The following is a 24,387-nucleotide window of genomic DNA, read 5'->3' as shown; positions in this document are numbered from 1 at the left end:
AAGGAGTCGTCATGGCTACCAACACACCCCACGAGGTCAGCCGCGGTTCGCACACCCTGGCCGACCCCGGCTATCAGGCCTTCCTCGTGCTGCGCACGGTCTTCACCGTGGCGCCTATCCTGTTCGGGCTGGACAAGTTCACGAACTGGCTCACCGACTGGCCGGCCTACCTCGCGCCGTGGATCGACGGCATCCTGCCGGGGACCGCGCAGCAGGGCATGTACGCCGTCGGCGTGATCGAAGTGGTCGCAGGAATCCTCGTCGCCGTCGCGCCGCGGATCGGCGCTTGGGTCGTCGCGGCCTGGCTGGCCGGAATCATCGTCAACCTGGTCACGCTGTCCGGGTACTACGACGTCGCACTGCGCGACTTCGGGTTGCTCGCCGGTGCCGTCGCTCTCGGCCTGCTCGCCGCGGAGTACGGGCGCCCGCTCCACCGCCCCCACGCCTGATCGGCACCGCGCACCCACGTGAGATGCACCTCATCGACTGTTTCGAGTGACTCGACCGCTCGTAGTCTGTGTGGTCGTGTCGGTAGGGGCGCAGGATCAGGGAACCGGGTCTCGGGATCACGGTGTGCCGATCCCTGCGCCGGCCCCGGCACGGTCGTTGCTTCTGGGGGTGCCCAAGCAGGGTCGGCGCTGGCCGGGAGTGGTCCGCGCCGGGGTGGCGGCGTGTCTGCCCGCGCTGGCGGGGGTCGCGCTCGGACACTCTGCGGTCGCCGCGACGGCGACTTTGGGAGCTTTCGCCGTCGTCTACGGCGAGGGCAGGGCGTACCGGGTGCGGTGGCGGGTGGTCTCGATCGCCGCCGCCGTGATGGTGCTCCTGGGCGGTGTCGGCGCCGCGGTCGGCGCGTTCGTTCACGACGCGACCGCGGCGGGCGGTTCCGCGCTGTGGGGGATGGCGCTCGTCCTCGCGATGACCGTCGTGGTGGCCGTCTGCGCCTTCGTCGTCGACGGGCTGCGGCTCGGAGCGCCCGGTGCCTTTCTTCCGCTGCTCACGGTGGAGATCTCGTCCGCGCTGCCCGCCCTCGGTGTCACCGTGGCGGAGGTGACGTCCTGGGCGGCGGCCGGTGCGGTGTCGGCGTTGCTCGTGTCGATGTCGGGGCTGCTCGCGCGTCCACGCACCCCCGAGCGGGCCGCGGTCGCGACCGCGGTCGCCGCGGTCGACGCCGCACTCTCCGGCACGCCCGCACCGAATGCCCGCCGGGACGCGGTGCGGTCGCTGCACGCCGCCTGGCAGTGCCTCCACGACGCCGCCCTCGTCGGCCGCGATCACCCACTCACCCGCACGTTGCGTGCGGCTCACCTGCGATGCGCCGCCGTGGTCGACGGCGGCGACGCGGACCACGCCTCCGACGAAGACGACCTGCGGCCGCAGGTACCGCTGCCCAGGCCGTCGATCCGCTACCGACTCGCGCGCGCGGCCCATCTCCGGGGCCGGTCCTGGACGATCGTCGCGCGACTGCTGGTCGCGTGCCCCGCCGCCGGTCTCCTGGCGCTGGGTCTCGGCGTCGCCCGGCCCGACTGGGCCGTGATCACCGCGGCGATGATCCTGCACCAGGGCCCGGACCGGGTGCTGGGGACGTACCGCGGGCTGCACCGGTTCTTCGGAACGGTGCTCGGTCTCGCTCTGCTCGCCGCGCTCGCGACCCTCGACCTGTCGGCGGCCGCGCTGGTCCTCGTCGTCGCGCTCCTGATGGCGGGGACGGAAGCCTTCCTCGTCCGCAACTACGGCCTGGCGATGGTGTTCATCACCCCGCTCGCGTTGGTTCTCGGCGGCCTCGGAACGCACGTGGACCTCGTCGCGGTCACCCGGGACCGGCTTCTCGAGACCGTTCTCGGCGTGGCGGTGGCGCTCCTTGTGCTGTGGACCGTGCTTCCGGGCTCGTACCGGCGGATCCTGCGCGACGCGGACGACCAGGTGGCCGGGACGATCGGGCGGCTCGGCGATGCGCGGGAACCGGATGCCGTCGCGGAACTCTGCCGGGATCTCGAGTTCGATCTGCATGCGTCCACCACCGCCGCGATCACCGCCGCCCACACCGACCCGGCGTGGACCCGCGACCGGTGGCCCGAGCACCACCACCTCCATGAGCTCGGCTACCGAATTCTCACCCGGCACTTCGGACCTCGTCTTTAGCCGGTCGGCACCGGATCCCCGCTGTTAGGGTTCGGTGATGGGTCCTGTGACGGGAATCGGAACGGCAATTCGGGCCTCGTTGGCCGCGGCTCTCTGCGTCGGCATGCTGGCCGCGTGCGCGTCGGACGAGGAACCGCAGAGCGATCCGGCGGCCACGTGTGCGGACGTTCCCAACGGCACCCCGATCGCCAAGGCGCCGCCGCCCCCGGGCCCGGCGCCGACCACCCAGAACCTCGCGACCAACCCCGAGATCGCCACGGTGTACCGCTCCGGGATGGTGCCGGTGAACACCGCGTCGTACGCGGTCTCCACCGCCAATCCCGTGTCGACGCAGGCCGCGTGCGAGGTGTTGCGGGACGGGGGCACGGCCGCCGACGCGCTGATCGTGGCCCAGACCGTTCTCGGGCTCGTCGAACCGCAGTCCTCCGGAATCGGGGGCGGGGCGTTCCTGCTCTATTACGACGCCGGGCAGAAGAGCGTCGAGGCGTACGACGGGCGTGAGGTCGCGCCGATGGCGGCGACGGAGAATTACCTCCGCTGGATCAGCGACACCGACCGCACCGAACCCAAACCCGACGCCCGGGCGAGCGGGCGGTCCATCGGGGTTCCCGGGGTGGTGCGGATGCTCGAGCTGGCGCACCGCGAACACGGCCGGGACGAGTGGCGGGAACTGTTCGACCCGGCCATCTCGCTCGCGGACCAGGGACTCGAGATCAGCCCCCGGATGGCCGGGCAGATCGCCGAGTCCGCACCCGATCTGGCGCTCGACGAGCCGTCGAAGGCATACTTCCTCAACCCGGACGGCAGCCCCAAACCGGCGGGCACGAAGCTGACGAACCCGGCCATGGCCAAGACGCTCGGTGCGATCGCGGCGGGCGGTGCCGACGCCTTCTACACCGGGGCCATCGCCCAGGGCATCGTCGATGCGACGGCGACGGCGTCGGGCGGGCGCACCCCCGGACAGATGACTCTCGACGACCTCGCGAACTACCAGGCGAAGAAACGGACGGCGCTGTGCACGCCGTATCGGGACCACGAGATCTGCGGCATGCCCAACCCGTCGTCCGGCGGCACCGCGGTCGCGGCGACGCTCGGCATCCTGGAGAACTTCGACCTGTCGGAGTACGGGCCCACGAACCTCGACGACAACGGCGGAAAGCCGACGGCGGAGGCCGTGCATCTCATCTCCGAGGCGGAGCGACTGGCGTACGCCGACCGGGACAAGTACGTCGCGGACTCCGATTTCGTTCCGCTGCCGGGCAATTCCCTCGACACACTGCTGAACGAGGACTACCTGAAGCAGCGGGCCGGCCTCATCGACCCCGGCAAGAGCATGGGCACCGCGCAACCCGGAGACTTCGGTCCGGTCCCGCTCGGTGTGCAGCCGCAGGACAAGGAACACGGCACCAGCCACATCTCGATCGCCGACCGGTACGGCAACGTCGCGTCGATGACGACGACGGTGGAATCGGCATTCGGCTCGTTCCACATGACGGACGGCTTCGTGCTCAACAATCAGCTCACCGACTTCTCGGCCCAGCCCGTCGGACCGGACGGGACGCCGCTCGCCAACCGTGTCGAACCGGGTAAACGGCCCCGCAGTTCGATGGCCCCGACGCTCGTCTTCGACCGCGGCAGCGACGGTTCGCGGGGGGACGTCCAGTACGTGACGGGGTCGCCGGGCGGTTCGGTGATCATCCAGTTCGTCGTGAAAACGCTCGTGGGAATGCTGGATTGGGGTCTGAACCCGCAGCAGGCGGTGTCGGCGGTCGACTTCGGGGCCGCCAACACCCCGGTCACCGGCGTCGGCGGAGAGCATCCGAACATCAATGCGGCCAACGACGGCGCCGACGACCCGTTGATCGTGCAGTTGCGGGCGATGGGTCACCAGGTGTCGGTCGCGCCGCAGTCCAGTGGGCTCAGTGCGCTGCAGCACCAGGACTCGGGGTGGGTCGGCGGCGCGGACCCACGACGGGAGGGCGCGGTGATGGGTGACGGTACGGGTTAACGCACCGCCACCGCAGGAATCACGCCTGCTCGACGAGCGGGGCCACCTTGGTGCCGAGCAGTTCGATCGCGCGCATCACCTTGTCGTGGGGCAGCGGCCCGACGCTGGGGTGCAGCATGAACCGTTCGATGCTCAGGGTGTCGCGCATGCCGACGATCTTCTCGGCCACCTGCTCGGGGTTGCCGAGCACGAGCGAACCGCCGGGTCCGCGCAGACCGTCGAATGCCTGCGGGTTCATCGGTGCCCACCCGCGTTCGCGTCCGAGGCCGGTCATGGCCGCGGCGTACGACGGGTAGAACTCCGACACCGCCCGGTCCTCGGTGTCCGCGACGTAACCGTGCGCGTGGACGGCGATGGGCTGCGGTTCGTGCCCACCCTCCGACACCGCACGGCGGTGCAGGTCGGCCAGCGGTGCGAATCGGGCGGGTTGTCCGCCGATGATCGCGAGCGCCATCGGCAGGCCGAGCAGTCCGGCGCGGGCCACCGACTCGGGATTGCCACCCACCCCGACCCAGATGGGAAGGGGACGTTCGGGCCGTGGGTAGACGGACTGGTCCGTCAGCGCCGCCCGGTGCCGTCCCGACCAGTTCACGGTCTCCGAGTCGCGAAGGGCGAGTAGCAGGCCGAGTTTCTCGACGAACAGGTCATCGTAGTCGGCCAGGTCGTAACCGAAGAGCGGGAACGATTCGGTGAACGAGCCGCGACCGGCCATCACCTCGGCACGCCCGTCGGAGATCAGGTCGAGGGTGGCGAATTCCTCGAACACCCGCACCGGGTCGTCGGAGCTCAGGACGGTGACCGCGCTGGTCAATGCGATGCGGGACGTCCGGGCGGCGGCGGCCGACAGCACGACCGCGGGTGCCGACGCGGCGAAGTCCGCGCGGTGGTGCTCACCGACGCCGTACACGTCGAGGCCCACCTGCTCGGCGAGGACGACCTCTTCGAGCAGATCCTTCAGGCGCTGCCTCGGGGACACCGCCCCGGTTCCGCCGGAACCGACCTCGGCGAACGTCGTCAACCCGAGTTCCATGCCACCACTCCTCGTGATAGTTGAACCATCAATTAGATGATGTAACTGCGCGGGCGGACGGGATATTCCGTCCGATGGTTCAGACCGGGGCGGGCGGGGAACCCGTCGACCATGGCGAAATACCGAGTGATCGATCCCCAGGGCAGTGTCGTCGAGACGAAGGAGATCCCGAGCGCCGGTGACGCGCACGCATGGTTCGTCGACGTTCGCGCAGACAATTCCGAACTCGGATGGCGGATGGAAGTCGACGAGGACGGCACCTGGGCGTTCTTCGACGACACCGAGGGTGCCACAGAGAAATAGAAATCGAGGCACATCGTGCTCGCCAGCGACCCACGGAAAGTGGGCGTCGAGGAGGAATTCCACCTCATCGATCGCAAGACCCGGCGCCTGACCACCCGCGCGCCGGAGTTGCTGGCACGACTTCCCGACGGGGTGTTCGTCGACGAACTCCAGCAGTGCGTCGTCGAGGTCAACAGTGGCGTGTACGCCGACCTCGCCGGCCTGCGGAACGACCTGGAGCGGCACCGGAGAGTGCTGATCGACGCGGCCGAGGGGCTCGGCATCGGCGTGGCGGCCGCGGGCTCGATGCCGCTGGCGCTGCCCGCCGAGATGCACGTGACGGGGACGCAGCGTTACCGGCGCATGCTCGCGGACTACCAGGTGCTCGCCCGCGAGCAGCTGATCTGCGGCACGCAGGTTCACGTCGACCTGCCCGACCGCGACGAGGCCGTGCAGGTCGCGCACCGCGTCGCTCCGCACATGCCAGTCCTCCTGGCGCTCAGCGCGAGTTCCCCGTTCCGGTCCGACGGTGCGGACACCGGCTATGCCAGCGCGCGGACGCTGCTGTGGTTGCGCTGGCCGAGCACCGGTCCGGCCGCGCCGGTCTCCTCGGCTGCCGAATACGGCACCCTGATCGACGACCTGGTCGCCAGTGGGGTGATCAGTGACCCCGGTATGGCGTATTTCGACGTCCGGCCGTCGGTGAAACTTCCGACCCTGGAGTTGCGGGTGTGCGACAGCTGCCCGCGACTGGACACGGTCGTGCTCGTCACCGCACTGTTCCGTGCGCTCGTGGAACGCGAGGTGGAGGGTTTGCGCGCCGGGACGAAGGGCGTGGAGGTCGTCCCGACCCTGACCAGGGCGGCACTGTGGCGGGCGGCGCGGTCGGGGTTGGAGGAGGACCTCGTCGACGTGACGGTTCCGCAGGCCCGTCCTGCGGCGGAACTCGTCGGCGACTTCGTGAATTCGCTGCGGCCGCAGCTCGAGGAGACCGGCGACTGGGACACCGTGGTGGAGCTGTCCGCCGAGGCCACCGCCCACGGCAGCTCCGCCGCCCGGCAACGTCAGGCGCTCGGTCGCCGTGGCCGGCTCACCGACGTGGTCGATCTGCTGCTCGCGGAGACGGCGGGCCGCTCCGAGCACCTTCCCGAAGTGGAGGCGCCACCCGCGCCGCGCGAGCTCGGCCCGAGGTCGACCGGTGCCGGCCGAACTCGGCGATATTGGAGCGCGCGGTTCTGGGACCGGGGCGACACCGCCGACATGAACTGGACGGAGTCGACGGAGCTCGACGAGAAGAAGCTGATCGAGTGGCGCCGGGATCTGCACGCGCACCCGGAACTGTCGTTCGAGGAACGCAGGACCACCGGCGTCGTGCGCGCCCACCTCGTCGGTCTGGGGCTCGCACCCGTCCTGTTGCCCGGCGGAACGGGCCTGTGGTGCGATGTCGGTCCGGACACGGGCGAGTGCATTGCGCTGCGCGCCGACCTCGACGCGCTGCCGATCGCCGAGACGACCGGTCTCCCGTTCGAGTCGCGGGTGCCCGGGGTGTCACACGCGTGCGGTCACGACGCCCACACCACCATGTTGATGGGGGCGGCATCCGTCCTGGCGAAATACCCGCCGCCGTCCCGGGTCCGCCTCGTCTTCCAGCCCGGGGAGGAGACGACCCCCGGCGGCTCGGTCGACACGATCGCCGCGGGCGCACTCGACGGGGTGTCGAAAATCTTTGCACTGCACTGCGATCCGAATCTCGGAGTCGGCAAACTGGCCACCCGGACCGGGCCGATCACGTCGTCCAACGACTCTGTCACGGTGCGGTTGTGGTCGGCGGGGGGACATACCGCGCGACCCCATCTGACCGGCGATCTGATCCACGCCGCGGCCGTCCTGGTGACCGGTCTGTCGTCCGTGCTCGACCGCCGGATCGATGCCCGGACCGCGACCGTCCTCACCTGGGGGAAGGTGGCCGCCGGGCAGGTCGCGAACTCCGTTCCCGAGTCGGGTGAACTGGTCGGCACCCTGCGCAGCGCGTCCCGCGAGACGTGGGCCTCGCTCGAACCGCTGGTCACGGACACGATCGGTCACCTGCTCGCGCCGTACAACGTGCGGTACGAACTCTCCTATCTGCAGGGCGTCCCGCCCGTCGTCAACGATCCCGACTGCACCGCCGACCTACGGGAGGCGATCGAATCGGTCGTCGGCTTCGACCACCTGGCCGAGGCCCATCAGTCCAGCGGCGGCGAGGATTTCGCGTGGTACCTGGAGAAGGTTCCGGGCGCGATGGCCAGACTCGGCGTGTGGGACGGGACCGGCACCCGGCAGGAACTGCACCAGCCGGGTTTCAACCTCGACGAGCGCGCCATGATTCACGGGGTCCGAACGCTGGTGGCGCTCACCCGGCTCGAAGACCAGTCCGGGTGAGCGCGGCGTCAGGCCGGTTTGGCGGCGGCCTCCGCCAGTTTCGGCACGAGTGCCTCGACGGCGTACGGGAGGCTGAGGACGGTGCCCCAGGTGAGCGCGCCGGAGACGGTGGGGTCGTCGACGAACACGGCCCGCCCCGCCTTTGCCACCGGTAGCGACTGATAGACGGGGTCGGCGGTGATCTTCGCTTCGGCGCCGGGACTGCTGCCCACGTTCCAGACGAGGACGTCGACGTCGACGATGTCGAACTGCTCCTTGCTGATGGTGAACGCATCCTGATCGCCTGCGAGTTGCGCGATCCGCTCCGGGACGACGAACCCGAGCGACGTCATCAGGCGTGAACGAGGGTCGTTCGGGGAGCGGACGTAGAACGTGCCGGCGTCGCCCAGCTCGGCGACCGCAACCGTCTTGCCCTCGAACTCGGGGTGGGCGGCGCGTTGCTGCGCCACCAGGTCGTCCACGCCGGCGACGAGGTGGTTCGCCTTCTCGTCCTCGCCGAGGGCGGTGCCGACGATCCGGACGGCGTACTGCCACGGCATGCCGAAATCGGGGTAGTCCGGCGACGTCGTCACGGTGGGCGCGATGGCCGAGAGTCGTTGATACGCGTCGTCGTCGACGTCGATGTACAGCGCGAGGATCAGGTCGGGATCGAGTTTCGCGATGGCCTCGTACGCGAAATTGGCCTCACCGGTGAACTGTCCGCGGTTGAAGACCTCGGGGTGCGTCCCGCTCAGCGCGTCCTGGGCCCAGGGCCAGGTGGCGTCCGGGTAGTCGCCGTACCAGTCGGTCACGCCGACCGGCTGACGTCCGAACGCGAGGAGCGTGTCCTGGTCGGAGTAGCCGACCGTGACGATGCGCTGAGGGTTGTCCGGGACTTCGGTCGTTCCCTTCTTGTGCGTCACCGTCCGGGTGCCGCCTTCGGTGTCTGCTGCGGTTCCCGAGGAACACGCTGCGGCGACGACGGCAAGGCCGACCCCGGCGCTCACGCTCAGGAACTTGCGACGGTCGAGCGTTCGCATCCACATACCTCCCTGTAGGTGAGGCTAACCTACAGGGAGTGGTCCCGGCCGTGCATCTGCGGCGGAAACGGGGGAGTCGGCTCGGGAATCGGGGGCTGCGGAGGTCCCGGAGGTTCCGGCGGCCCCGGTTGCGGCCCGGGCTCGGGAGGTGCAGGTTCCGGCCCCGGCTCGGGCGGAAACGGGTGAGGCGGCGACGGCGTCGGCGGGACGGGCGGAGGGCTCGGATCCGGCGGCACCGGCTCCGGGTCCGGCACGGGATTGCCGAGCTCGTCGTGGGCACTCGTCATCAACTGACCACCTTCCGATCGGCTGATTGAGTGGTACCCGGAACGGGCATCCCGCAATCACGCGGTGAGCTGTGGCCGCCCGGGAACAAAACGCGGGATCGGTGCGTTGTCTAGCAACCGTGCCCCGCAAGTGTGGAATTTCACGACACGGGGAACATGAGCCAAAGGGAGGAAGTCATGGCAACCGACTACGACGCACCACGGGTTACCGTCGACGACGAACTCGCCGCGGACTCGCTCGAAGAACTGAAGACACGGAGGAACGACTCGCAGTCGTCCGTCGTCGACGTCGAGGAGACCGACACGGCGGAGTCCTTCGAACTGCCCGGCGCCGACCTGTCCGGTGAGGAACTCACTGTCCGCGTCGTTCCGAAGAGGGCCGACGAATTCACTTGCAGTAGTTGCTTCCTGGTCCATCATCGGTCGCGTCTCGCGTCCGAAGAGGGTGGACAGCTGATCTGCCGCGACTGCGTATAGGAGGCCCGAGTGGCCGAGGTCAGTAGAACGTTCACCGTCGCCGCACCGCTCGAGAAAGTCGTCGCGTACCTGCGCGACTTCGCGAACACCGAGGCCTGGGATCCCGGGACCGACACGTGCGAGCAGACCACCCCCGGTCCGGTGGCGGTGGGCACGGAATGGCACAACGTGTCGTCGTTCTTCGGCCGCACCACCGAACTCACCTACCGCATGACCCGCGACGACCCCGATCACGTCGTCTTCGAGGGTCGCAACGGCACCGCAGCCACGTCGGACGATCTGGCGTTCGAGAAGGTGGACGACGCCTCCACGTCGATCACCTACCGCGCCCACCTCGAATTCACCGGCCTGGCGCGATTCGCCGACCCCGTCGCCCGCCTCGCATTCGAGGTGCTCGCGGCCAAAACCGTCAAGCAGATGACCGGGGTCCTCGAAGCGAGGTAAGCGTATTCACGATTCAACAGCGCCCTCACTCGACGAGTGAGGGCGCCGCTGCATATCAGGGCCGATCAGCTGAGGTGATGCACCTCCTGCAGCCCGTACACCGGTGTCGGGATCTCCTCGTGCCGGGCCTTGAGCTGCAGAGCGAGGTACAGCGAGTAATGTCGCGACTGGTGCAGGTTGCCACCGTGGAACCACAGCGCTTCCTGCTGCGTCGGCTTCCACATGTTGCGCTGCTCGCCCTCCCACGGTCCGGGGTCCTTGGTGGTGTCCGAGCCGAGGCCCCAGCACTTTCCGACCTTGTCGGCCACTTCCTGACCCATGAGGTCGGCGGCCCACCCGTTCATGGACCCGTAGCCGGTGGCGTAGACGACGAGGTCGGCAGGCAATTCCGTCCCGTCGGTGAGAACCACGGCGTCCTCGGTGAGGTGGTCGACCTGCCCGGACACGAGGTGGATGCTGCCGTCTGCGACGAGTTCGGACGCGCCGACGTCGATGTAGTAGCCGGATCCGCGGCGCAGGTATTTCATGAACAGACCGGAGCCGTCGTCACCGAAATCGAGCTTGAATCCGGCCTTTTCCAGTCGGTCGTAGAAGTCCCTGTCCCGTTCGGCGATCTTCTGATAGATCGGGATCTGGAACTCGTGCATGATCTTGTACGGCAGCGACGCGAACGTGAGGTCGGCCTTCTCCGTCGTCATGCCCGCCGCAACCGCGCGCTCCGAGTAGAGGTCGCCGAGGCCGAGGTCCATCAGCGAGTCCGACTTCACGATGTGGGTGGACGACCGCTGCAGCATCGTCACGTCGGCGCCGTTCTCGAACAGCGCCTTGCAGATGTCGTGAGCCGAGTTGTTGGCACCCACGACGACGACGCGCTTGCCCACGTAGGCATCCGGACCGGGGTGCCGGCTCGAATGGTGCTGCTCGCCCCGGAAGACGTCCTGGCCCGGGAACGACGGAACATTCGGCTTGCCCGACATGCCGGTCGCGAGCACCAGCTGCTTCGGGTGGAGCACCACGTCCTCGCCGTCGCGGTCGAGGACGACGGTCCACTCCTTGGTCTCCTCGTCGAACGTCGCGGACGTGCAGGTGGTGGACGACCAGTACGGAATCTCCATCACCTTGGTGTACATCTCCAGCCAGTCGCCGATCTTGTCCTTCGGCGCGAAGACCGGCCAGTTGTCCGGGAACGGCATGTAGGGCAGGTGGTCGTACCAGACCGGGTCGTGCAGGCACAGCGACTTGTACCGGTTGCGCCACTGGTCGCCGGGGCGTTCGTTCTTGTCCACGACGATGGCCGGGACACCGAGTTGGCGCAGCCGCGCGCCGAGCGCGATGCCGCCCTGGCCGCCGCCGATCACCAGAACGTACGGCTGGCGGGTGTAGCCGAGTTCCCGCTCCTCGATTTCCCGCTTCTCCGCCCAGCTCAGGGTGTCGCCGCCGGAGCCGTGGACGGCACCCTTGACGCGGTTCCGTCCGCGGCGTTCCTCGTGGCCCTTCAACTCCTGCATGGTGGTGAGGAAGGTCCACGCCTCGTCGCCCTTCAGGCGCAGGTGTCCCTTGCCCCGGCCCGTTGCGGTCTCGAACTCGATCCATGCCGAGGTGACGCCGTCGGCCTCGTCCGGTGTCTCGGTGGTGCGGAAGTTGACGGGGTCGGTGTCGTCCAGGCGTGCGTGGAGCATCGCGGCGACGGCGTCGCGTCCCTCGACCGTCTTGAGGTTCCAGGTGAACGCCACCAGGTCGCGCCAGAAGCTGTCGACTGCGAACATGCCTGCGGCGCGGTCGACGTCACGCGCGGCGAGAGCGGATTCGAAGCTCGCCAACCACAGGTCGACTCGTTCCTGAGGTGTCAGGGACGTCTGCACCGCAGTCGGCTGGACCGTCTGTGTCATGTACCTCTCCTTCACTTGGTATGTGACATACAGCACACTCCGGAGTGGGGCGGGCGGCAAGCGTTGCATCGTGTTGCAGTCCCCGCCCGTGAGTACTTATTAACCGCGGGCGGTTGATAAGTACTCACGGGTGCGAATGTCGAAATTGGGGGTAGCCCGTTCGACGTACTGTGTGAGTCCACGGCACGAAGGCCGGGACCGACCACAATCGAGGAGGAAATCATGCGAGTCATGGTGATGATCGAGGGTGCAGGTGCCGACGAAGACAAGATCGCCCCGACCGAGGAAATGCTGGCGGCGATGGGTGCGTACAACGAGGAATTGGTGAACGCGGGCATCATGCTCGACGGTCAGGGTCTGAAGCCGACCAGCGCCGGCGCGCGGGTGGTGTTCGAGGGCGGCACGACGTCTGTGGTCGACGGCCCGTTCACCGAGTCGAAGGAGATCATCGCGGGCTACTGGATCTGGGAGGTGCGATCCCTCGAGGAGGCGATCGAGTGGGTCAAGAAGTGCCCCGCCGACCCCGGCACCGGACTGCGCCAGCTGATCGAGGTGCGGCCGATCTTCGAGTCGGAGGATTTCGGGGACGAGTTCACGCCGGAACTGCGGGAGAAGGAAGCCGCACTGGCGGAGCGGATCCGTGAGCAGCACCCGAACGGCTGAGTTCGGTGGACGTCCAGCGCACGGTCGAGGCGGTGTGGCGCATGGAGTCGCCACGCCTCATCGCGTCGCTCACCCGCCTCGTCCGTGACGTCGGGATCGCCGAGGAGATCGCTCAGGATGCGTTCGTGCTCGCGCTCGAACAGTGGCCGGAGCAGGGCGTTCCCGACAAACCGGGTGCGTGGCTGACGGCCACGGCCAAGCACAAGGCGATCGACCGCATTCGCCGTGACCGGTCGCGGCAGTCGAAGTACACGGAGATCGCCGTCGACCCGGCCGCGCAACCGCCGAGCGCCATGCCGGCGCCGGACGCCGTCGACGGCGTGGAGGACGACCTGCTCGCTCTGGTCTTCGTCGCGTGTCATCCCGTGCTTCCCCGGGAATCGCGGGTGGCGTTGACCCTTCGCCTGGTCGGGGGTCTGCGCACCGACGAGATCGCGCGGGCGTTCCTCGTCCCCTCGGCGACGATGGGGCAGCGGATCAGCAGGGCCAAGCGGACGCTGTCGGAGGCGAAGGTGCCGTTCGAAGTGCCTGCACGCGAGGAACTTCCGGCGCGGTTGGCGGCGGTGCTCGAGGTGGTCTATCTGGTGTTCAACGAGGGGTACTCCGCCACGTCGGGCGAGGACTGGATTCGGCGTGACCTCGCGTCGGAGGCGATGCGGCTCGCCCGTGTCCTCGCCGGCCTGCTGCCCCGGGAACCGGAGGTGCACGGACTGGTGGCGCTCACCGAGTTGCAGGCTTCACGGTTCGCCGCCCGGGTGGGCGTCGACGGTGAGCCGGTCCTGCTGCAGGATCAGGACCGGTCGCGGTGGGACCGAACCCTTCTGACGCACGGCAATGCCGCGCTGGAGCGGGCTGTCGGGATCGGCCGCCCGCTGGGCCCCTATTCGTTGCAGGCCGCGATCGCCGGGTGTCATGCCAGGGCGTCACGTTTCGAGGACACCGATTGGGAGGCGATCGTCGCCCTGTACGACGCGCTGGCGCAGGTGGCGCCGTCGCCTGTGGTGGAACTCAATCGTGCGGTGGCGTTGCTGCATTCGGACGGGCCCGGGGCCGCGCTCGCTGCGCTCGATGCCGTGCGGGACGACCCTCGGCTGGCGCGCCTGCACCTCTACGGCGCCGTGCGGGGCGAAGTCCTCGAACGCCTCGGCCGCTACGGCGAGGCGGCCCGGATCCTCGAGGACGCCGCGGCGACCGCACCGACGCGCCGTGAACGGAACCTCCTCATGGCCCGCGCCGCCGCCGCGTCGGAGCAGGCCGAACCGTGAGTCTCCACAATTGATTCACGATTTCCTGAATACAGAAATCGCTGTATAGTAAGAATCATGGAGACGCTGGTCCACCGGGACGCCCTCGCGCGTTTCGGATACGCGCTGTCGGACACCACCCGCACGCAGATTCTGCTGAGCCTGCGGTCCGGGCCCGGGTATCCATCGGAGTTGGCCGAGAAGATCGGGGTATCCCGGCAGATCCTGTCGAATCATCTGTCGTGCCTGCGTGGGTGCGGTCTGGTCGTCGCGGTGCCGGAGGGTCGGCGGAGCCGGTACGAACTCGCCGACCCGCGGATCGCACGTGCCCTCGACGACCTGCTCGGCCTGGTGCTCGCGGTCGATCCGTCCTGCTGCCCGGACGCGGAGACCGAAGGCTGCTGCTGATGGCGTCCGAACTCGGCATGCCCACCAGACCGTCCGGCGAACGCAGGCAGGTCCTGTCCCGCCGGATCCGGTTCTTCGTGGCCGCGACGATCTCCTACAACGTGATCGAAGCGATCGTGGCACTCACCGAGGGCGCACGGGTGTCGTCGACGGCGTTGATCGGGTTCGGCCTGGATTCGGTGATCGAGGTGTCGTCGGCGGCCGCGGTCGCCTGGCAGTTCGCGGGACGCGATCCCGAGTCGCGGGAGAAGGTCGCGCTCCGAGTCATCGCGTTCTCGTTCTTCGGGCTCGCCGCGTACGTGAGCGTCGACGCGGTGCGGTCACTGCTGGGAGTCGGCGAAGCGCAGCACTCGACGGTCGGAATCGCACTGGCCGCAGCAAGTCTGGCCGTGATGCCGGTCCTGTCCTGGGCGCAGCGCCGGGCCGGTCGTGAACTCGGTTCCCTGTCGGCGGTCGCCGATTCCAAACAGACGCTGCTGTGCACGTACCTGTCCGCGGTGCTGCTCGTCGGGTTGCTGCTCAACAGCACCCTCGGCTGGTCGTGGGCCGATCCGATCGCCGCCCTGGTGATTGCGGTCATCGCCGTCAAGGAAGGCGTCGACGCGTGGAAGGGCGACACCTGCTGCCCTGCGCCGGTCGGTGGTCGCGCGGTCGATCAGGATCCAGGTTGCGACTGCTGCGACTTGTGATCGCCGAACGGCTCGTCGCGTTCGCGGACGGCCTCACGGAATCCGGCGGTGGCCGAGCGTAATTGGAACGCGTACCCCTCGCGGGTGTGCCGGGACATGCCGTCGAAGACGGTGCTCACCATCGTCGAGTTGGCGACGCCCTGCGCCAGTAGCGCGCTGTTCAGTGCGAGTTTCACCATCATCAGCTGATTGACGGGCATCCTCGCGATCCGCTCGACGAGGTCCTCGGTGCGGCGGTCGAGTTCCTCCGCGGGCGCCGACTCCACCGCCAGACCCCACTCCGCCGCCTGCCGCCCCGTGATGCAGTCGCCGGTGAGGAGGAGTCGCTTCGCCCGCTGGTCGCCGAGGCGGTGCGCCCACATTCCCGCAGCAGGCACACCCCATACCCGGGTCGGCGGATAGCCGATCTTCGTGTCGTCCGCGGCGACGATCTGGTCGCAATACAGCGCGATGTCGGTGCCGCCGGCCACGCAGAATCCGTGGATCTTCGCGACCGTCGGCTTGTTCGCGTGGAGCAGGCTCGCGAAACCGCGGTTGAACCGGCTCATCATCGCGTAGTCGGCCATCGGATCCCAGTTGCCGAACGGATTGTGGTTGCGCGCCTGAACGATCGGATCGAGCACGGTGCCCGTCGTGCGGTCCGGTTCCTCGTCGGTGTGGCCGCCGTTCTCGGCGAAGATGCCCAGGTCGTATCCGCCGCAGAATCCCTTCCCGCGCCCCGACAGCAGGATCACGTGGACGCGGGGATCGAGGTCGGCGCGTTCCACGGTGGCGGCGAGTTCGACAGGAGTGTCGGCGGTGATCGCGTTGCCGTGGTCGGGACGGTTGAACGTGATCCGGGCAATCCGCCCGGTCACCTCGTAGGTGAGGGTTCGATACTCCGCCGCGTCGTCCGCCCGGTCCGGTTCACGACCCGCGAACAGGGAGTCGCCGCCCTCGTCCCAGCCGTCGCGCCAGGCCGCCGGACGGGTGCCGGCGTGGTCGTCGCGGCCGGTCACGACCCCACCTTGGGAGTGGCGCGGTCGATGATGGCGGCGGTGTCGACGCCGGCCGGCAGCGTCCCGAACACGGTGCCCCAGTCGCCGGACAGCCGGCTGACGCAGAACGCGTCGGCCACCGCCGGGTGTCCGTGGCGGATCAGCAGCGACCCCTGGAGGGCGAGCGCCATGTCGCCGACGATGCGCCTGGCCCGGTGCTCGAGCGTGTCGAGATCGCCGAAACTCGCCTTCAGATCCGCGACGGCGGTGTCGAGTCGCGTGTCGGCTCCCGCGGTGGAATCGAGTTCGTCGAAGAAGACCTGAAGCGTCTCCGGCTGTTTCGCCATCGCACGCAGAGTGTCGAGGGCGGCGACGTTGCCGGATCCCTCCCACACCGACAGCAGGGGAGCCTCCCGGTACAACCGCGGCATGCGCGATTCCTCCACATACCCGTTGCCGCCCAGGCATTCCAGGGCCTCGGCGGCGTGGATCGGGCCGCGCTTGCAGACGAAGTACTTGCTGACCGCCAGCGAGATGCGACGCAGGGTGTTCGCGTGCTCGTCGCCGGCGGTCGCCCGGTCGGTGAGCGCGGCCAGCCACAGGGCGACGGTCGTGGCCGCCTCCGACTCGACGGCGAGGTCGGCGAGCACGTTCCGCATCAGCGGCTGATCCACCAGGTGGGCGCCGAATGCGCTGCGGTGCACGGCGTGGTGCGCGGCCTGCGCGGTGCCGACACGCATGCCGGTGGCGGTGCCGATGGTGCAGTCGAGCCGGGTCATGTTGACCATCTCGATGATCGTCGGAACGCCGCGGCCTTCCTCGCCGACCAGCCAGGCCACCGCCTCGTCGTACTCGACCTCGCTGCTGGCGTTGGAATGGTTGCCGAGCTTGTCCTTGAGGCGCTGCAGGTGCATCCGGTTGCGGGTGCCGTCCGGCAGCACCCGGGGGAGGAAGAAACACGACAGTCCGCCGGGGGCCTGCGCCAGCACGAGGAACACGTCGGACATCGGCGCCGACGTGAACCACTTGTGGCCGGTCAGGAGGTAGCTGCCGTCGGATTGCGGCACCGCGCGGGTGGTGCCCGCGCGGACGTCGGAGCCGCCCTGCTTCTCCGTCATCGACATCCCGGCGATCAGTCCGGCCTTCGTCAGCGGAGGGTGCAGCGCCGGATCGTAGACCCGGGCGGTGAGCAGCGGTTCGTACTGTTCCGCCAGCTCACGGTGGTGGCGCAGGGCGGGGACCACGGCGTACGTCATGGAGATCGGGCAACCGTGTCCGGCGTCGACCTGGCCCCAGACGGCCATCTTCGCGGCCCGGACCAGGTGGGCGCGCGGGTGCGGGTCGGCCCACGGCGCGCCGTGCAGGCCCATCTCGACTGCGGTGGTCATCAGCTGGTGGTACGCGGGGTCGTACTCCACCTCGTCGATGCGATTGCCGTAGCGGTCGTGGGTGCGCAGGACGGGAGGGTGCGCCTCGGCGAGATCACCCCAGCGCTGGGCGTCCTCGCTTCCGGCGAGGCGTCCGACGTCGTGCAGTTCCTCGAGCGCGTCGTGGGCGCCCTCGCGTTGCAGCGCTTCGAGGATCGGTGGGTAATCGGCCGCGTCGAAATCGACCAGTGGCGGCGCTTGGTTGACGACCTCGTGTGTGGCACTCATGTCGGGCTCCCGAGGGATCGAAGGGTGAAGGTGAGCAGGGCGGGGATGATCGCGCCGTCGGCGGCGCCGCGGGCCAGGGGCAGGATCAGCGCTTCGCCGATGGCGCCGACGATGCAGGCTGCGGTCACCGACGCGTCCTGTTCCGGGATCTCCCCGGCCTCGACGGCGGCGGCGATCGCGACCGCGAGGGCGTCGCGGAAGGACTCGCGGAACAGGAGGCGTTCGGTGTCGACCTGCGGGTCGACAGGTTCGACGAGTAGCGCGTACGCCAGGGTGGGTGCGCGCAGCGCGCGTTCGGCGAACGTGCCGACGGAGGCGGATACCGCGGCGACGCACCGACCTTCGGCGCCGCGGGCGGCGTTGCCGGATTCGACGGCGGCGCTCACCTCGCGGCTGCAGACGATGCGGAAGACTTCCGCGAACAGTTCGCCCTTGTTCGCGAAGTGCCGGTAGACGGTGCCGGTGCCGACGCCCGCCTCGGCCGCGACCGCGGAGATCGAGCACCCGGCGTATCCGTGGCGGGCGATCAGCCCGATCGCGGAATCGATGAGGGTGGTGCGGAGAGCGTCCAGACGTTCCTGGACGGCGGGTGTGCGCCGGTAGGCCATATTCAAGGAGTGAACACCCGTTCCGTTCTTCCGTCAAGGGTGCTAGCGTCGGCTACACCAGCGAGGAAAGGCGCACTCGATGACTTCCGACGTGGTACTCGTCCGCAAGGACGGCCCGGTCGCGACGATCAGCCTGAACCGGCCCGAAGTCCGCAATGCCGTCGACCGGCCCACCGCAGAGGCGCTCGCCGACGCCTTCCGCGCATTCGACGCGGACGAGGACGCGTCGGTCGCGGTACTCCACGGCGAAGGCGGAACATTCTGCGCCGGAGCAGATCTCAAGGCGATCAGTTCCGGGACCGGGAACCGGGTGGCGCCCGACGGTGACGCACCGATGGGCATCTCCCGGATGCGGTTGTCCAAACCGGTGATCGCCGCGATCGACGGGCACGCGGTGGCAGGCGGGCTCGAACTGGCGCTGTGGGCCGATCTGCGGGTCGCCGGTGCGGACGCCGTCCTCGGCGTGTTCTGCCGACGTTGGGGCGTGCCGCTCATCGACGGCGGATCCGTCCGCCTGCCGCGGCTCATCGGGGAAAGTCGCGCGATGGATCTCGTCCTCACCGGGCGGCCCGTCGACGCCGACGAAGCCCTGAGTATCGGGCTGATCAACCGGAAGGTCGCGGCGGGGGAGGCCCTCACCGCGGCCCGCCGGCTGGCCGCCGAGATCGCCGGCCTGCCCCAGGTGTGCCTGCGGCAGGACCGGTTGTCGCTGCTCGAGCAGTCGGGACTCACCGAGGATCAGGCCCTGCTGAACGAATTCCGGCACGGCGCAATCTCTCTGGCCAACGGGACGGTGGAGGGTGCCGCACGCTTCGCCGCCGGGGCAGGCAGGCATGGGGATGCTGCGCCCGTGAGTACTTATTAACGGCGGGCGGTTAATAAGTACTCACGGGCGGCGGCAGCACCTCCGGTGGGCGGTGTGGTGTGCGTACCTGCTCGCGCTGGCCGCCACGATCTACACGCTGGGGCTCCCCACCGACCGCATCTACCAGGCGACGTGGATCGTCGCCGGCCTCGTCGCCTTCACGATCGATCGGCCGTGGCAGGACCATCTGCGCGTCGTGCGGGACTGGTTGCCGCTCATCGCCGCTCTCGTCGTGTACGACCTCAGCCGGGGCGTCGCCCACGAACTCGGGATGCCGGTGCGGGCGGAGGAACTGGTGACCGTGGAGAGCTGGCTCTTCGGCGGCGCGATCCCCACGGTCTGGTTGCAGGACACCCTCCTACCCCCGACGGGCGAGCTGCCGTGGTGGACTCTGCTCACGGGAATCGTCTACACCAGCCACTTCATCGTTCCGTGGGTGGTCGCGGCCGTCTTCTACGTGTACTCGCGCGACCTGTGGTCGGGGTACATGCGGCGGGTGCTCTTGCTGTCGTATCTCGGCCTGGTCACCTACATCCTGCTGCCGTCCGTCCCGCCGTGGCTGGCCGCCGAGGGGGACGTGATCTCCGGCAGCGTGGGCCGCGTCGCCGGTTTCGGATTCGGTGTGGTCCCCACGGATGTCAGCACACGGTGGCTGGAGGCGCAGAGCAACCCCGTCGCCGCACTGCCGTCCCTGCATGCGGCGTTCGCCCTGCTCGTGGCCGTCGCCCTCTGGCCGTTCGCGAAGAACATGTGGTCGCGGGCGCTGCTGGTCGCGTACCCGCTCGCCATGGCGTTCGTGTTGGTCTACGGCGGTGAGCACTACGTCGTGGACGTGCTGGCGGGATGGGCGTATGTGGGACTGGCGGTCCTGCTGGCACGGGGGTGGGAGTCGCGCACGACGGCGTGGCCGGGCCGGGCCGTCACCGCCGGCCGCCCGCGACGTCGCTGGTGACCGACAGCTCGTCGAGAATGGGCTGGAGGAAGGGCAGGATGCGGCCGACGATCGCCTCGTTGTACGCGACCGGTTGCTGGTTCGGATTCGCGTGACCGGTCCCGTCGAGCTTCGCCACCAGCAGCCTGCCGTCGGTCCCGCCGGACTGTTCGACGAGGATCTTCTGCGTGTAGTCGACGTCGACCACCGCGTCCTTCCACCCCGCGCGGGGACGCACGAAGACGATCCCGGGCCGCGGCTTGTCGTCCGTCTCCACCGCCAGCGACTTCAGGTTGTCGATCGCACCGGACGCGACGATGGTCTTGAACTGCGATTCGATCAGCCCGTTGCTCGCCACGTCCTCCGACAGGACCTTCTCGGTGAGGACCTCGTCGACGACGTCGCGGAACTCGTCGACGTCGACGTGCGGATACCAGTCCGACTTCGTGTCGAGGAACCTGCTCTGCCGGGCCGCGGTCTCCACGAGCAGGCGCATCGTCCGGCTCTCTCGCGCGCCGGGGAGCCAGCCGATCCACCTCAGCATGTCCTCGCCGCTGTCGCGGCTCCCGGCCCGGACGGCGTGCAGGTCCACGGGGGTGCAGTCGAGCACCACTCCGATGAGGTTGGCGTCCGTGTCCTCGTAGATGTGCTGCGCGACCTCCAGTGCGACGACGCCGCCCATGCTGTGCCCGGACAGGACGATGTTGTCGATGCCCTCGTCGGCCGCGCGGGTGGCGATCAGTTCGCTGATCACCTTGGTGTCGATACCGCCGTTGTCGTACTGGACCGCCCATACCCGCCCGATCCGGTCGTACGAGGACAGGGTGCGGGCGGTGTCGGTGGCATCCTTGTTTCCCAGTCCGACCAGGTCGACGACGGCGGTGTCGTGGTCGGCGGCCGACTGCGCGTCGTATACCTCGTGGATCTGTGGCTGGGTCAGCGCGAGTCGCTCGCGTTCGGGTTGCACGTCGTGCACCCAGTACTGTCCGCCGGCCAGGAGCAGGGGGACGGTCCCGAGCGCGACCGCGGCGAGGAAGCGCCGGGTGCGACCGAATTTCTGCCATCGGTGACCGAGCCGTGTCGCGTGCAGACGCGCCTTGCGGCGATCGTTGCTCCAGTCGGCCACGGTGGACGGATGGCGTGTCATTCTCTCCGACATCCACTCCGATGGTACGCGCGGAGGCAGAGGGGCCCTGCTACGCGCGAACGAGCTGGGAGTACTCCACCCCGGTCAGCTCGACGGACTTCTCCCACAGGGCCGCCGCGAGTTTCGTGTTTCGTGCCCCACCGGTGCGCGGCGAGCGCGCCACCGATCCCCGAACCCCGAACAATTGGTTCGGACCCAGGTAGTCGTCCGTGCGGACGTCGGGCATCGTCGCCGCGTAAAGCTGTCCGAGCGCGCCGTCCTTCTCGTCGTTGCCGACCACCCGCAATCCGAGGTGGGTCACGGCGAGAGCCCCCGGGATCGGCGGGACCATCGAGTCGAAGAGATTGGTGGCGGCGATGCCGGGGTGCGTCGCCACCGAGAGGAGCGGAAGACCGGCGGCCGCACTGCGCCTGGCCAATTCGCCGCTGAACAGAAGGTTGGCGAGTTTCGACTGGTTGTACGCGCCCATCCGGGTGTATTTGCGGCGGTTGAAGTTCAGGTCGTCGAGCACGATCCGGCCGCGGCGGTGTGCGATGCTCGCGAGGGTGACCACGCGCGGGGCCGGGGCGGCGAGGAGCGCCGGGAGGAGTTGTCCGGTGAGCGCGAAGTGCCCGAAATGATTTGTGCCGAGCTGCAGTTCGAAACCGTCCACCGTGCGGCCGAAGGGAACGGCCATCAGTCCCGCGTTGTTGATCAGCACGTCGATCCGCGGTGCGACCCCGCAGGCGTGCTGCGCCGCGTCGCGGACCGAGGCCAGGTCGGTGAGGTCCAGGGGAATCAGGTGGTGCTCGGCGTCGCTGCCCGCCTTGCGGATCCGGGTGAGCGCGGCGGCACCGGTCTGCGGATTGCGGCACGCGAGCAGGACCGTCGCGCCCGCACCGGCGAGCGCCGTCGCGGCGTGGAGCCCGAGTCCGTTGTTCGCGCCGGTGACGAGGATCGTCCTGCCCCACTGGTCGGGGATGTCGCCGAACCCGAAGTGTCTGTTGTCGAGTGGTGTCATGAAGGAACCGTCTCCTCGGGAGGGTTGTCAGATATCCAGGACGACGCGCTCGCCCTGGGTGCGTTCGACGCAGAGCAGCATCTGGCCGGAGGTCCGGCCCTCCTGCTCCACGCGGATGGCACAGGTGCCGCAGAACCCCTGCCGACAGGAGAAGGCGAGCCCGGGACGCACGTCGGAGATCGCGTCGAGCGCCGTCCGGTCGGCGGGAACGACGACCACCTCGCCGGTGCGGGCGAGTTCGGCCTCGAACAGCCGCCCGTCGACGATCGGTGGGGGCGAGAACCGCTCGTAGTGGAATTCGGCACCAGGCGGCAGGGCGTCGTCGATCGCCGCGATCATCGGGATCGGTCCGCAGCAGTACACCGCGGACGTATCGGTCACCGCGCCGAGTAACTCTGCTGCGCTGGGTATTCCGCCGCCGTCGTCGTCGGTGCGCACCGTCACCCGGTCGCCGAACTCCGCGAGCTGGTCCAGAAAGGGCAGCGACTCCCGGTTACGGCCGGTGTAGACCATCGACCAGTCGAGGCCGAGGCGATGGGCAAGGCGCACCATCGGGAGGATGGGGGTGATCCCGATTCCGCCGGCGACGAAGTGGAGGCCGTCGGCGGTCGATCCGTGTCCGGGCAGTGCGAAGGGGAACGCGTTGTACGGGCCGCGGACCTTCACCGAGGCTCCGGGGTGCAGGAGTTCGTGGACCTCGAGTGAGCCTCCGCCGCCGTCGGGAATGCGCCGCACCGCAATGGTGTACGCGCGACTGTCTGCCGGGTCGCCGCACAGGGAATACTGACGCCGCCGCCCGGACGGCAGCTCGAGGTCGAGATGCGCGCCCGGCCGCCACCGGTCGAGTTCGCCGCCGTCGGGGGCGGCCAGCGTGAGGCTCACGACGTTCTCGTCGTGCGCCACCACTCTGCGCTCACGCACCAGCATTCTCCGGCCGCCGTCGCTGACCGGTGGGGTGAGGTCGGTGCGGTAGAGGAAGCGCAGCGACCGCATGTACGCGGTGGTGACACCGGCGACGGCACGTAGCAGCGGGTCGCGCTGCCGCTTCCCCCACAGATCACCCGGTACGGAGGTCGGTGCCGGATACGTCGGAGTCACTACGCCGCCCTCGCGGCCGGCGACTTGGCCAGGTAGGCGATCGCCTGCGCCGTGTCACCCTCGGCCTGCGGCGAGTACCGGGGGTTGAGGTATCGGAGCGCGCCCCGGAACAGGCTCGACAGTCCGGGCAGGGAACCGCGGCGCATCGCCGCGAACAGCCCCATCCACAGCGAGAAGTAGCCGCGGTCGCGCATGGTCGGGTCGGCGTGCACGATGAACTTCAGCCCGCGCGTCATCACCACCAGAAACGCGAGATACGACACCAGCATCGCGAGGTTGCGGCGGAAGTACCCCACCCCGAAGTACATGGCGACGTCGTGAGCGACGTTGCGATGCTCGACCTCTTCCGCGCCGTGCCAGCGGTAGAGGTCGGTCATGCTCGGGTCGGCGTCGAAGTCCTCGAGGCGCGCGTTGAGGATCCAGTCGCCCAGGAACGCCGTCATGTGCTCGATCGCACCGATGAACGCGAGCCGTTCGACGAGTTGCTGACGCTGCGCGCGGGCGCTGCCCATCTCCCTGCGGCCCAGCACCTTCCGCATGAGGAATTCCGACTGCAGCACGAACGGCCGCGGATCCACGTCGTGTGCGTCCAGGAACTCGTACAGCACCACGTTGTGGGTCTCGGCGTGCATCGCTTCCTGCCCGATGAACCCGCGGACGTCGGCGCGGAGCCGGTCGTCGTTGATCAGGGGGAGCGCCTCGGTGAATGTCGCGCAGAACCACCGCTCCCCCTCGGGGAGGATCAGGTTGATCGCGCTGAGCGTGTGGGAGGCGATCGGTTCGCCGGGAATCCAGTGTAGCGGGGTCCGGGACCAGTCGAACTTCACGTTGCGTGCCTGCAGGGTCACGTCACCGGGGTCGACGTCGATCGCGTCGACCTTCTTTCCGTTCCGCAGTGCCATCAGTGATCTCCTCGAAGTCGGCTTCGGGCGAGGGGCGCCGTTCGGCCGCGTGGCCGCCGGTACCGCGAGACACGATGAGCGTTACCCGCGGTTACGTTTTGTGCGAGTCGAGTGTCACACCGGCGAACTTCGGTGTCAACCACTACTGCCGTTGTCGGAACACGGTCCCGTACCCTGGGTATCGGCACGCGGTCCAACGAGTAT

General features: G+C 68.9%; 23 protein-coding genes. 13 read left to right on the top strand and 10 right to left on the bottom strand.

Annotated features, from left to right (window positions below):
• Positions 1-11 precede the first annotated feature (11 nt).
• From ACNJ7E_RS23240 to ggt, 3 genes are all read left to right on the top strand, one after another.
• Positions 12-449: a hypothetical protein gene (locus tag ACNJ7E_RS23240; protein WP_418341072.1), complete on the top strand. Its 438-nt coding sequence runs from the start codon at positions 12-14 to the stop codon at positions 447-449.
• 124 nt (positions 450-573) lie between these two features.
• On the top strand, positions 574-2,139 hold the full coding sequence (locus ACNJ7E_RS23235) for an FUSC family protein (protein WP_418341071.1): 1,566 nt from the start codon (positions 574-576) through the stop codon (positions 2,137-2,139).
• A 37-nt stretch (positions 2,140-2,176) separates the two neighbouring features.
• Positions 2,177-4,147, top strand: coding sequence for a gamma-glutamyltransferase (gene ggt / locus ACNJ7E_RS23230; RefSeq protein WP_418341070.1), 1,971 nt, complete (start codon positions 2,177-2,179; stop codon positions 4,145-4,147).
• Positions 4,148-4,166: 19 nt separating this feature from the next.
• On the opposite strand, the gene ACNJ7E_RS23225 is transcribed toward ggt, so the two are convergent.
• Positions 4,167-5,177, bottom strand: a complete 1,011-nt coding sequence (locus ACNJ7E_RS23225) for an LLM class flavin-dependent oxidoreductase (RefSeq protein WP_418341069.1) — start codon at positions 5,175-5,177, stop codon at positions 4,167-4,169.
• A gap of 111 nt (positions 5,178-5,288) precedes the next feature.
• Here ACNJ7E_RS23225 and ACNJ7E_RS23220 point away from each other — a divergent pair, with 111 nt between their 5' ends.
• Both ACNJ7E_RS23220 and ACNJ7E_RS23215 read left to right on the top strand, forming a co-directional pair.
• Positions 5,289-5,480 (top strand): hypothetical protein, encoded by a 192-nt coding sequence (locus ACNJ7E_RS23220; RefSeq protein WP_009477291.1) that lies wholly within the window; start codon positions 5,289-5,291, stop codon positions 5,478-5,480.
• A 15-nt stretch (positions 5,481-5,495) separates the two neighbouring features.
• A complete protein-coding gene (locus ACNJ7E_RS23215) occupies positions 5,496-7,880 on the top strand; it encodes a glutamate--cysteine ligase (protein WP_418341068.1) in 2,385 nt (794 codons plus the stop codon).
• 8 nt (positions 7,881-7,888) lie between these two features.
• Here ACNJ7E_RS23215 and ACNJ7E_RS23210 read toward each other — a convergent pair whose 3' ends face one another.
• Entirely contained in the window at positions 7,889-8,905 is a 1,017-nt protein-coding gene (locus ACNJ7E_RS23210; RefSeq protein WP_317570848.1) for an iron-siderophore ABC transporter substrate-binding protein, read from the bottom strand.
• A 458-nt stretch (positions 8,906-9,363) separates the two neighbouring features.
• Between ACNJ7E_RS23210 and ACNJ7E_RS23205 the strand changes: the two genes are divergently transcribed.
• Together ACNJ7E_RS23205 and ACNJ7E_RS23200 are read left to right on the top strand one after the other, a co-directional pair.
• Positions 9,364-9,663, top strand: a complete 300-nt coding sequence (locus ACNJ7E_RS23205) for a DUF4193 domain-containing protein (RefSeq protein ID WP_280782976.1) — start codon at positions 9,364-9,366, stop codon at positions 9,661-9,663.
• Positions 9,664-9,672: 9 nt separating this feature from the next.
• Complete coding sequence (locus ACNJ7E_RS23200) at positions 9,673-10,107, top strand: SRPBCC family protein (RefSeq protein ID WP_283332765.1); 435 nt, start codon at positions 9,673-9,675, stop codon at positions 10,105-10,107.
• Between the two features lie 65 nt (positions 10,108-10,172).
• Here ACNJ7E_RS23200 and ACNJ7E_RS23195 read toward each other — a convergent pair whose 3' ends face one another.
• Positions 10,173-11,996, bottom strand: coding sequence for an NAD(P)/FAD-dependent oxidoreductase (locus tag ACNJ7E_RS23195; RefSeq protein ID WP_105419626.1), 1,824 nt, complete (start codon positions 11,994-11,996; stop codon positions 10,173-10,175).
• 222 nt (positions 11,997-12,218) lie between these two features.
• On the opposite strand from ACNJ7E_RS23195, the gene ACNJ7E_RS23190 reads away from it, so the two are divergent.
• From ACNJ7E_RS23190 to ACNJ7E_RS23175, 4 genes are read left to right on the top strand one after another with little or no spacing between them, the layout of a single operon-like run.
• The gene (locus ACNJ7E_RS23190; RefSeq protein ID WP_280782971.1) at positions 12,219-12,659 is read left to right on the top strand and encodes a YciI family protein; all 441 of its coding nucleotides are present in this window, start codon (positions 12,219-12,221) and stop codon (positions 12,657-12,659) included.
• A gap of 5 nt (positions 12,660-12,664) precedes the next feature.
• Entirely contained in the window at positions 12,665-13,924 is a 1,260-nt protein-coding gene (locus ACNJ7E_RS23185; RefSeq protein ID WP_418341067.1) for an RNA polymerase sigma factor, read from the top strand.
• Positions 13,925-13,981: 57 nt separating this feature from the next.
• Positions 13,982-14,311 carry an ArsR/SmtB family transcription factor gene (locus ACNJ7E_RS23180; RefSeq protein WP_005248604.1) on the top strand — a complete coding sequence of 110 codons (330 nt, stop codon included), beginning with the start codon at positions 13,982-13,984 and terminating at the stop codon, positions 14,309-14,311.
• Complete coding sequence (locus ACNJ7E_RS23175) at positions 14,311-15,000, top strand: cation diffusion facilitator family transporter (RefSeq protein WP_280782969.1); 690 nt, start codon at positions 14,311-14,313, stop codon at positions 14,998-15,000. The genes ACNJ7E_RS23180 and ACNJ7E_RS23175 overlap by 1 nt, the downstream gene beginning before the upstream one ends.
• Here the strand turns inward: ACNJ7E_RS23175 and ACNJ7E_RS23170 are convergent.
• The 3 genes from ACNJ7E_RS23170 to ACNJ7E_RS23160 are packed head-to-tail and all read right to left on the bottom strand — an operon-like array spanning position 14,967 to position 18,240.
• A complete protein-coding gene (locus tag ACNJ7E_RS23170) occupies positions 14,967-15,998 on the bottom strand; it encodes a crotonase/enoyl-CoA hydratase family protein (RefSeq protein WP_280782968.1) in 1,032 nt (343 codons plus the stop codon). The genes ACNJ7E_RS23175 and ACNJ7E_RS23170 overlap by 34 nt on opposite strands.
• Positions 15,995-17,632, bottom strand: coding sequence for an acyl-CoA dehydrogenase family protein (locus ACNJ7E_RS23165; protein WP_418341066.1), 1,638 nt, complete (start codon positions 17,630-17,632; stop codon positions 15,995-15,997). The genes ACNJ7E_RS23170 and ACNJ7E_RS23165 overlap by 4 nt, the downstream gene beginning before the upstream one ends.
• Positions 17,629-18,240, bottom strand: a complete 612-nt coding sequence (locus tag ACNJ7E_RS23160; RefSeq protein ID WP_009477303.1) for a TetR/AcrR family transcriptional regulator — start codon at positions 18,238-18,240, stop codon at positions 17,629-17,631. The genes ACNJ7E_RS23165 and ACNJ7E_RS23160 overlap by 4 nt, the downstream gene beginning before the upstream one ends.
• Positions 18,241-18,319: 79 nt before the next feature.
• Here ACNJ7E_RS23160 and ACNJ7E_RS23155 point away from each other — a divergent pair, with 79 nt between their 5' ends.
• A complete protein-coding gene (locus ACNJ7E_RS23155) occupies positions 18,320-19,105 on the top strand; it encodes a crotonase/enoyl-CoA hydratase family protein (protein ID WP_418341065.1) in 786 nt (261 codons plus the stop codon).
• Positions 19,106-19,157: 52 nt separating this feature from the next.
• Positions 19,158-20,057, top strand: coding sequence for a phosphatase PAP2 family protein (locus tag ACNJ7E_RS23150; RefSeq protein ID WP_280782964.1), 900 nt, complete (start codon positions 19,158-19,160; stop codon positions 20,055-20,057).
• On the opposite strand, the gene ACNJ7E_RS23145 is transcribed toward ACNJ7E_RS23150, so the two are convergent.
• Genes ACNJ7E_RS23145 through ACNJ7E_RS23130 form a run of 4 tightly spaced genes read right to left on the bottom strand, consistent with a single transcriptional unit; the run spans position 20,026 to position 24,183 of the window.
• Positions 20,026-21,183 (bottom strand): alpha/beta fold hydrolase, encoded by a 1,158-nt coding sequence (locus ACNJ7E_RS23145; RefSeq protein WP_418341064.1) that lies wholly within the window; start codon positions 21,181-21,183, stop codon positions 20,026-20,028. The two genes, ACNJ7E_RS23150 and ACNJ7E_RS23145, sit on opposite strands and share 32 nt — an antisense overlap.
• 49 nt (positions 21,184-21,232) lie before the next feature.
• On the bottom strand, positions 21,233-22,183 hold the full coding sequence (locus ACNJ7E_RS23140) for an oxidoreductase (protein WP_280782962.1): 951 nt from the start codon (positions 22,181-22,183) through the stop codon (positions 21,233-21,235).
• Positions 22,184-22,210: 27 nt separating this feature from the next.
• A complete protein-coding gene (locus ACNJ7E_RS23135) occupies positions 22,211-23,281 on the bottom strand; it encodes a PDR/VanB family oxidoreductase (protein WP_280782961.1) in 1,071 nt (356 codons plus the stop codon).
• Positions 23,281-24,183 (bottom strand): metal-dependent hydrolase, encoded by a 903-nt coding sequence (locus ACNJ7E_RS23130; protein WP_283332777.1) that lies wholly within the window; start codon positions 24,181-24,183, stop codon positions 23,281-23,283. Before ACNJ7E_RS23130 ends, ACNJ7E_RS23135 begins: the two co-directional genes overlap by 1 nt.
• Positions 24,184-24,387 lie beyond the last annotated feature (204 nt).

Source organism: Rhodococcus mengyinensis, assembly GCF_048381435.1.
GTDB classification, from domain to species: domain Bacteria; phylum Actinomycetota; class Actinomycetes; order Mycobacteriales; family Mycobacteriaceae; genus Rhodococcus_F; species Rhodococcus_F opacus_D.
Note: the sequence above shows the minus strand (reverse complement) of the source record. Positions and strands in the feature narration are given on the sequence as shown.

Excerpts from the sequence above, each read along its gene's own strand:
- ACNJ7E_RS23180 (WP_005248604.1), top strand. The coding sequence starts at position 13,982 with ATGGAGACGCTGGTCCACCGGGACGCCCTCGCGCGTTTCGGATACGCG.
- ggt (WP_418341070.1), top strand. The coding sequence starts at position 2,177 with ATGGGTCCTGTGACGGGAATCGGAACGGCAATTCGGGCCTCGTTGGCC.
- ACNJ7E_RS23225 (WP_418341069.1), bottom strand. The coding sequence starts at position 5,177 with ATGGAACTCGGGTTGACGACGTTCGCCGAGGTCGGTTCCGGCGGAACC.
- ACNJ7E_RS23145 (WP_418341064.1), bottom strand. The coding sequence starts at position 21,183 with ATGACACGCCATCCGTCCACCGTGGCCGACTGGAGCAACGATCGCCGC.
- ACNJ7E_RS23130 (WP_283332777.1), bottom strand. The coding sequence starts at position 24,183 with ATGGCACTGCGGAACGGAAAGAAGGTCGACGCGATCGACGTCGACCCC.
- ACNJ7E_RS23140 (WP_280782962.1), bottom strand. The coding sequence starts at position 22,183 with ATGACACCACTCGACAACAGACACTTCGGGTTCGGCGACATCCCCGAC.
- ACNJ7E_RS23195 (WP_105419626.1), bottom strand. The coding sequence starts at position 11,996 with ATGACACAGACGGTCCAGCCGACTGCGGTGCAGACGTCCCTGACACCT.
- ACNJ7E_RS23220 (WP_009477291.1), top strand. The coding sequence starts at position 5,289 with ATGGCGAAATACCGAGTGATCGATCCCCAGGGCAGTGTCGTCGAGACG.
- ACNJ7E_RS23190 (WP_280782971.1), top strand. The coding sequence starts at position 12,219 with ATGCGAGTCATGGTGATGATCGAGGGTGCAGGTGCCGACGAAGACAAG.
- ACNJ7E_RS23210 (WP_317570848.1), bottom strand. The coding sequence starts at position 8,905 with ATGTGGATGCGAACGCTCGACCGTCGCAAGTTCCTGAGCGTGAGCGCC.
- ACNJ7E_RS23165 (WP_418341066.1), bottom strand. The coding sequence starts at position 17,632 with ATGAGTGCCACACACGAGGTCGTCAACCAAGCGCCGCCACTGGTCGAT.
- ACNJ7E_RS23240 (WP_418341072.1), top strand. The coding sequence starts at position 12 with ATGGCTACCAACACACCCCACGAGGTCAGCCGCGGTTCGCACACCCTG.
- ACNJ7E_RS23175 (WP_280782969.1), top strand. The coding sequence starts at position 14,311 with ATGGCGTCCGAACTCGGCATGCCCACCAGACCGTCCGGCGAACGCAGG.
- ACNJ7E_RS23155 (WP_418341065.1), top strand. The coding sequence starts at position 18,320 with ATGACTTCCGACGTGGTACTCGTCCGCAAGGACGGCCCGGTCGCGACG.
- ACNJ7E_RS23205 (WP_280782976.1), top strand. The coding sequence starts at position 9,364 with ATGGCAACCGACTACGACGCACCACGGGTTACCGTCGACGACGAACTC.
- ACNJ7E_RS23160 (WP_009477303.1), bottom strand. The coding sequence starts at position 18,240 with ATGGCCTACCGGCGCACACCCGCCGTCCAGGAACGTCTGGACGCTCTC.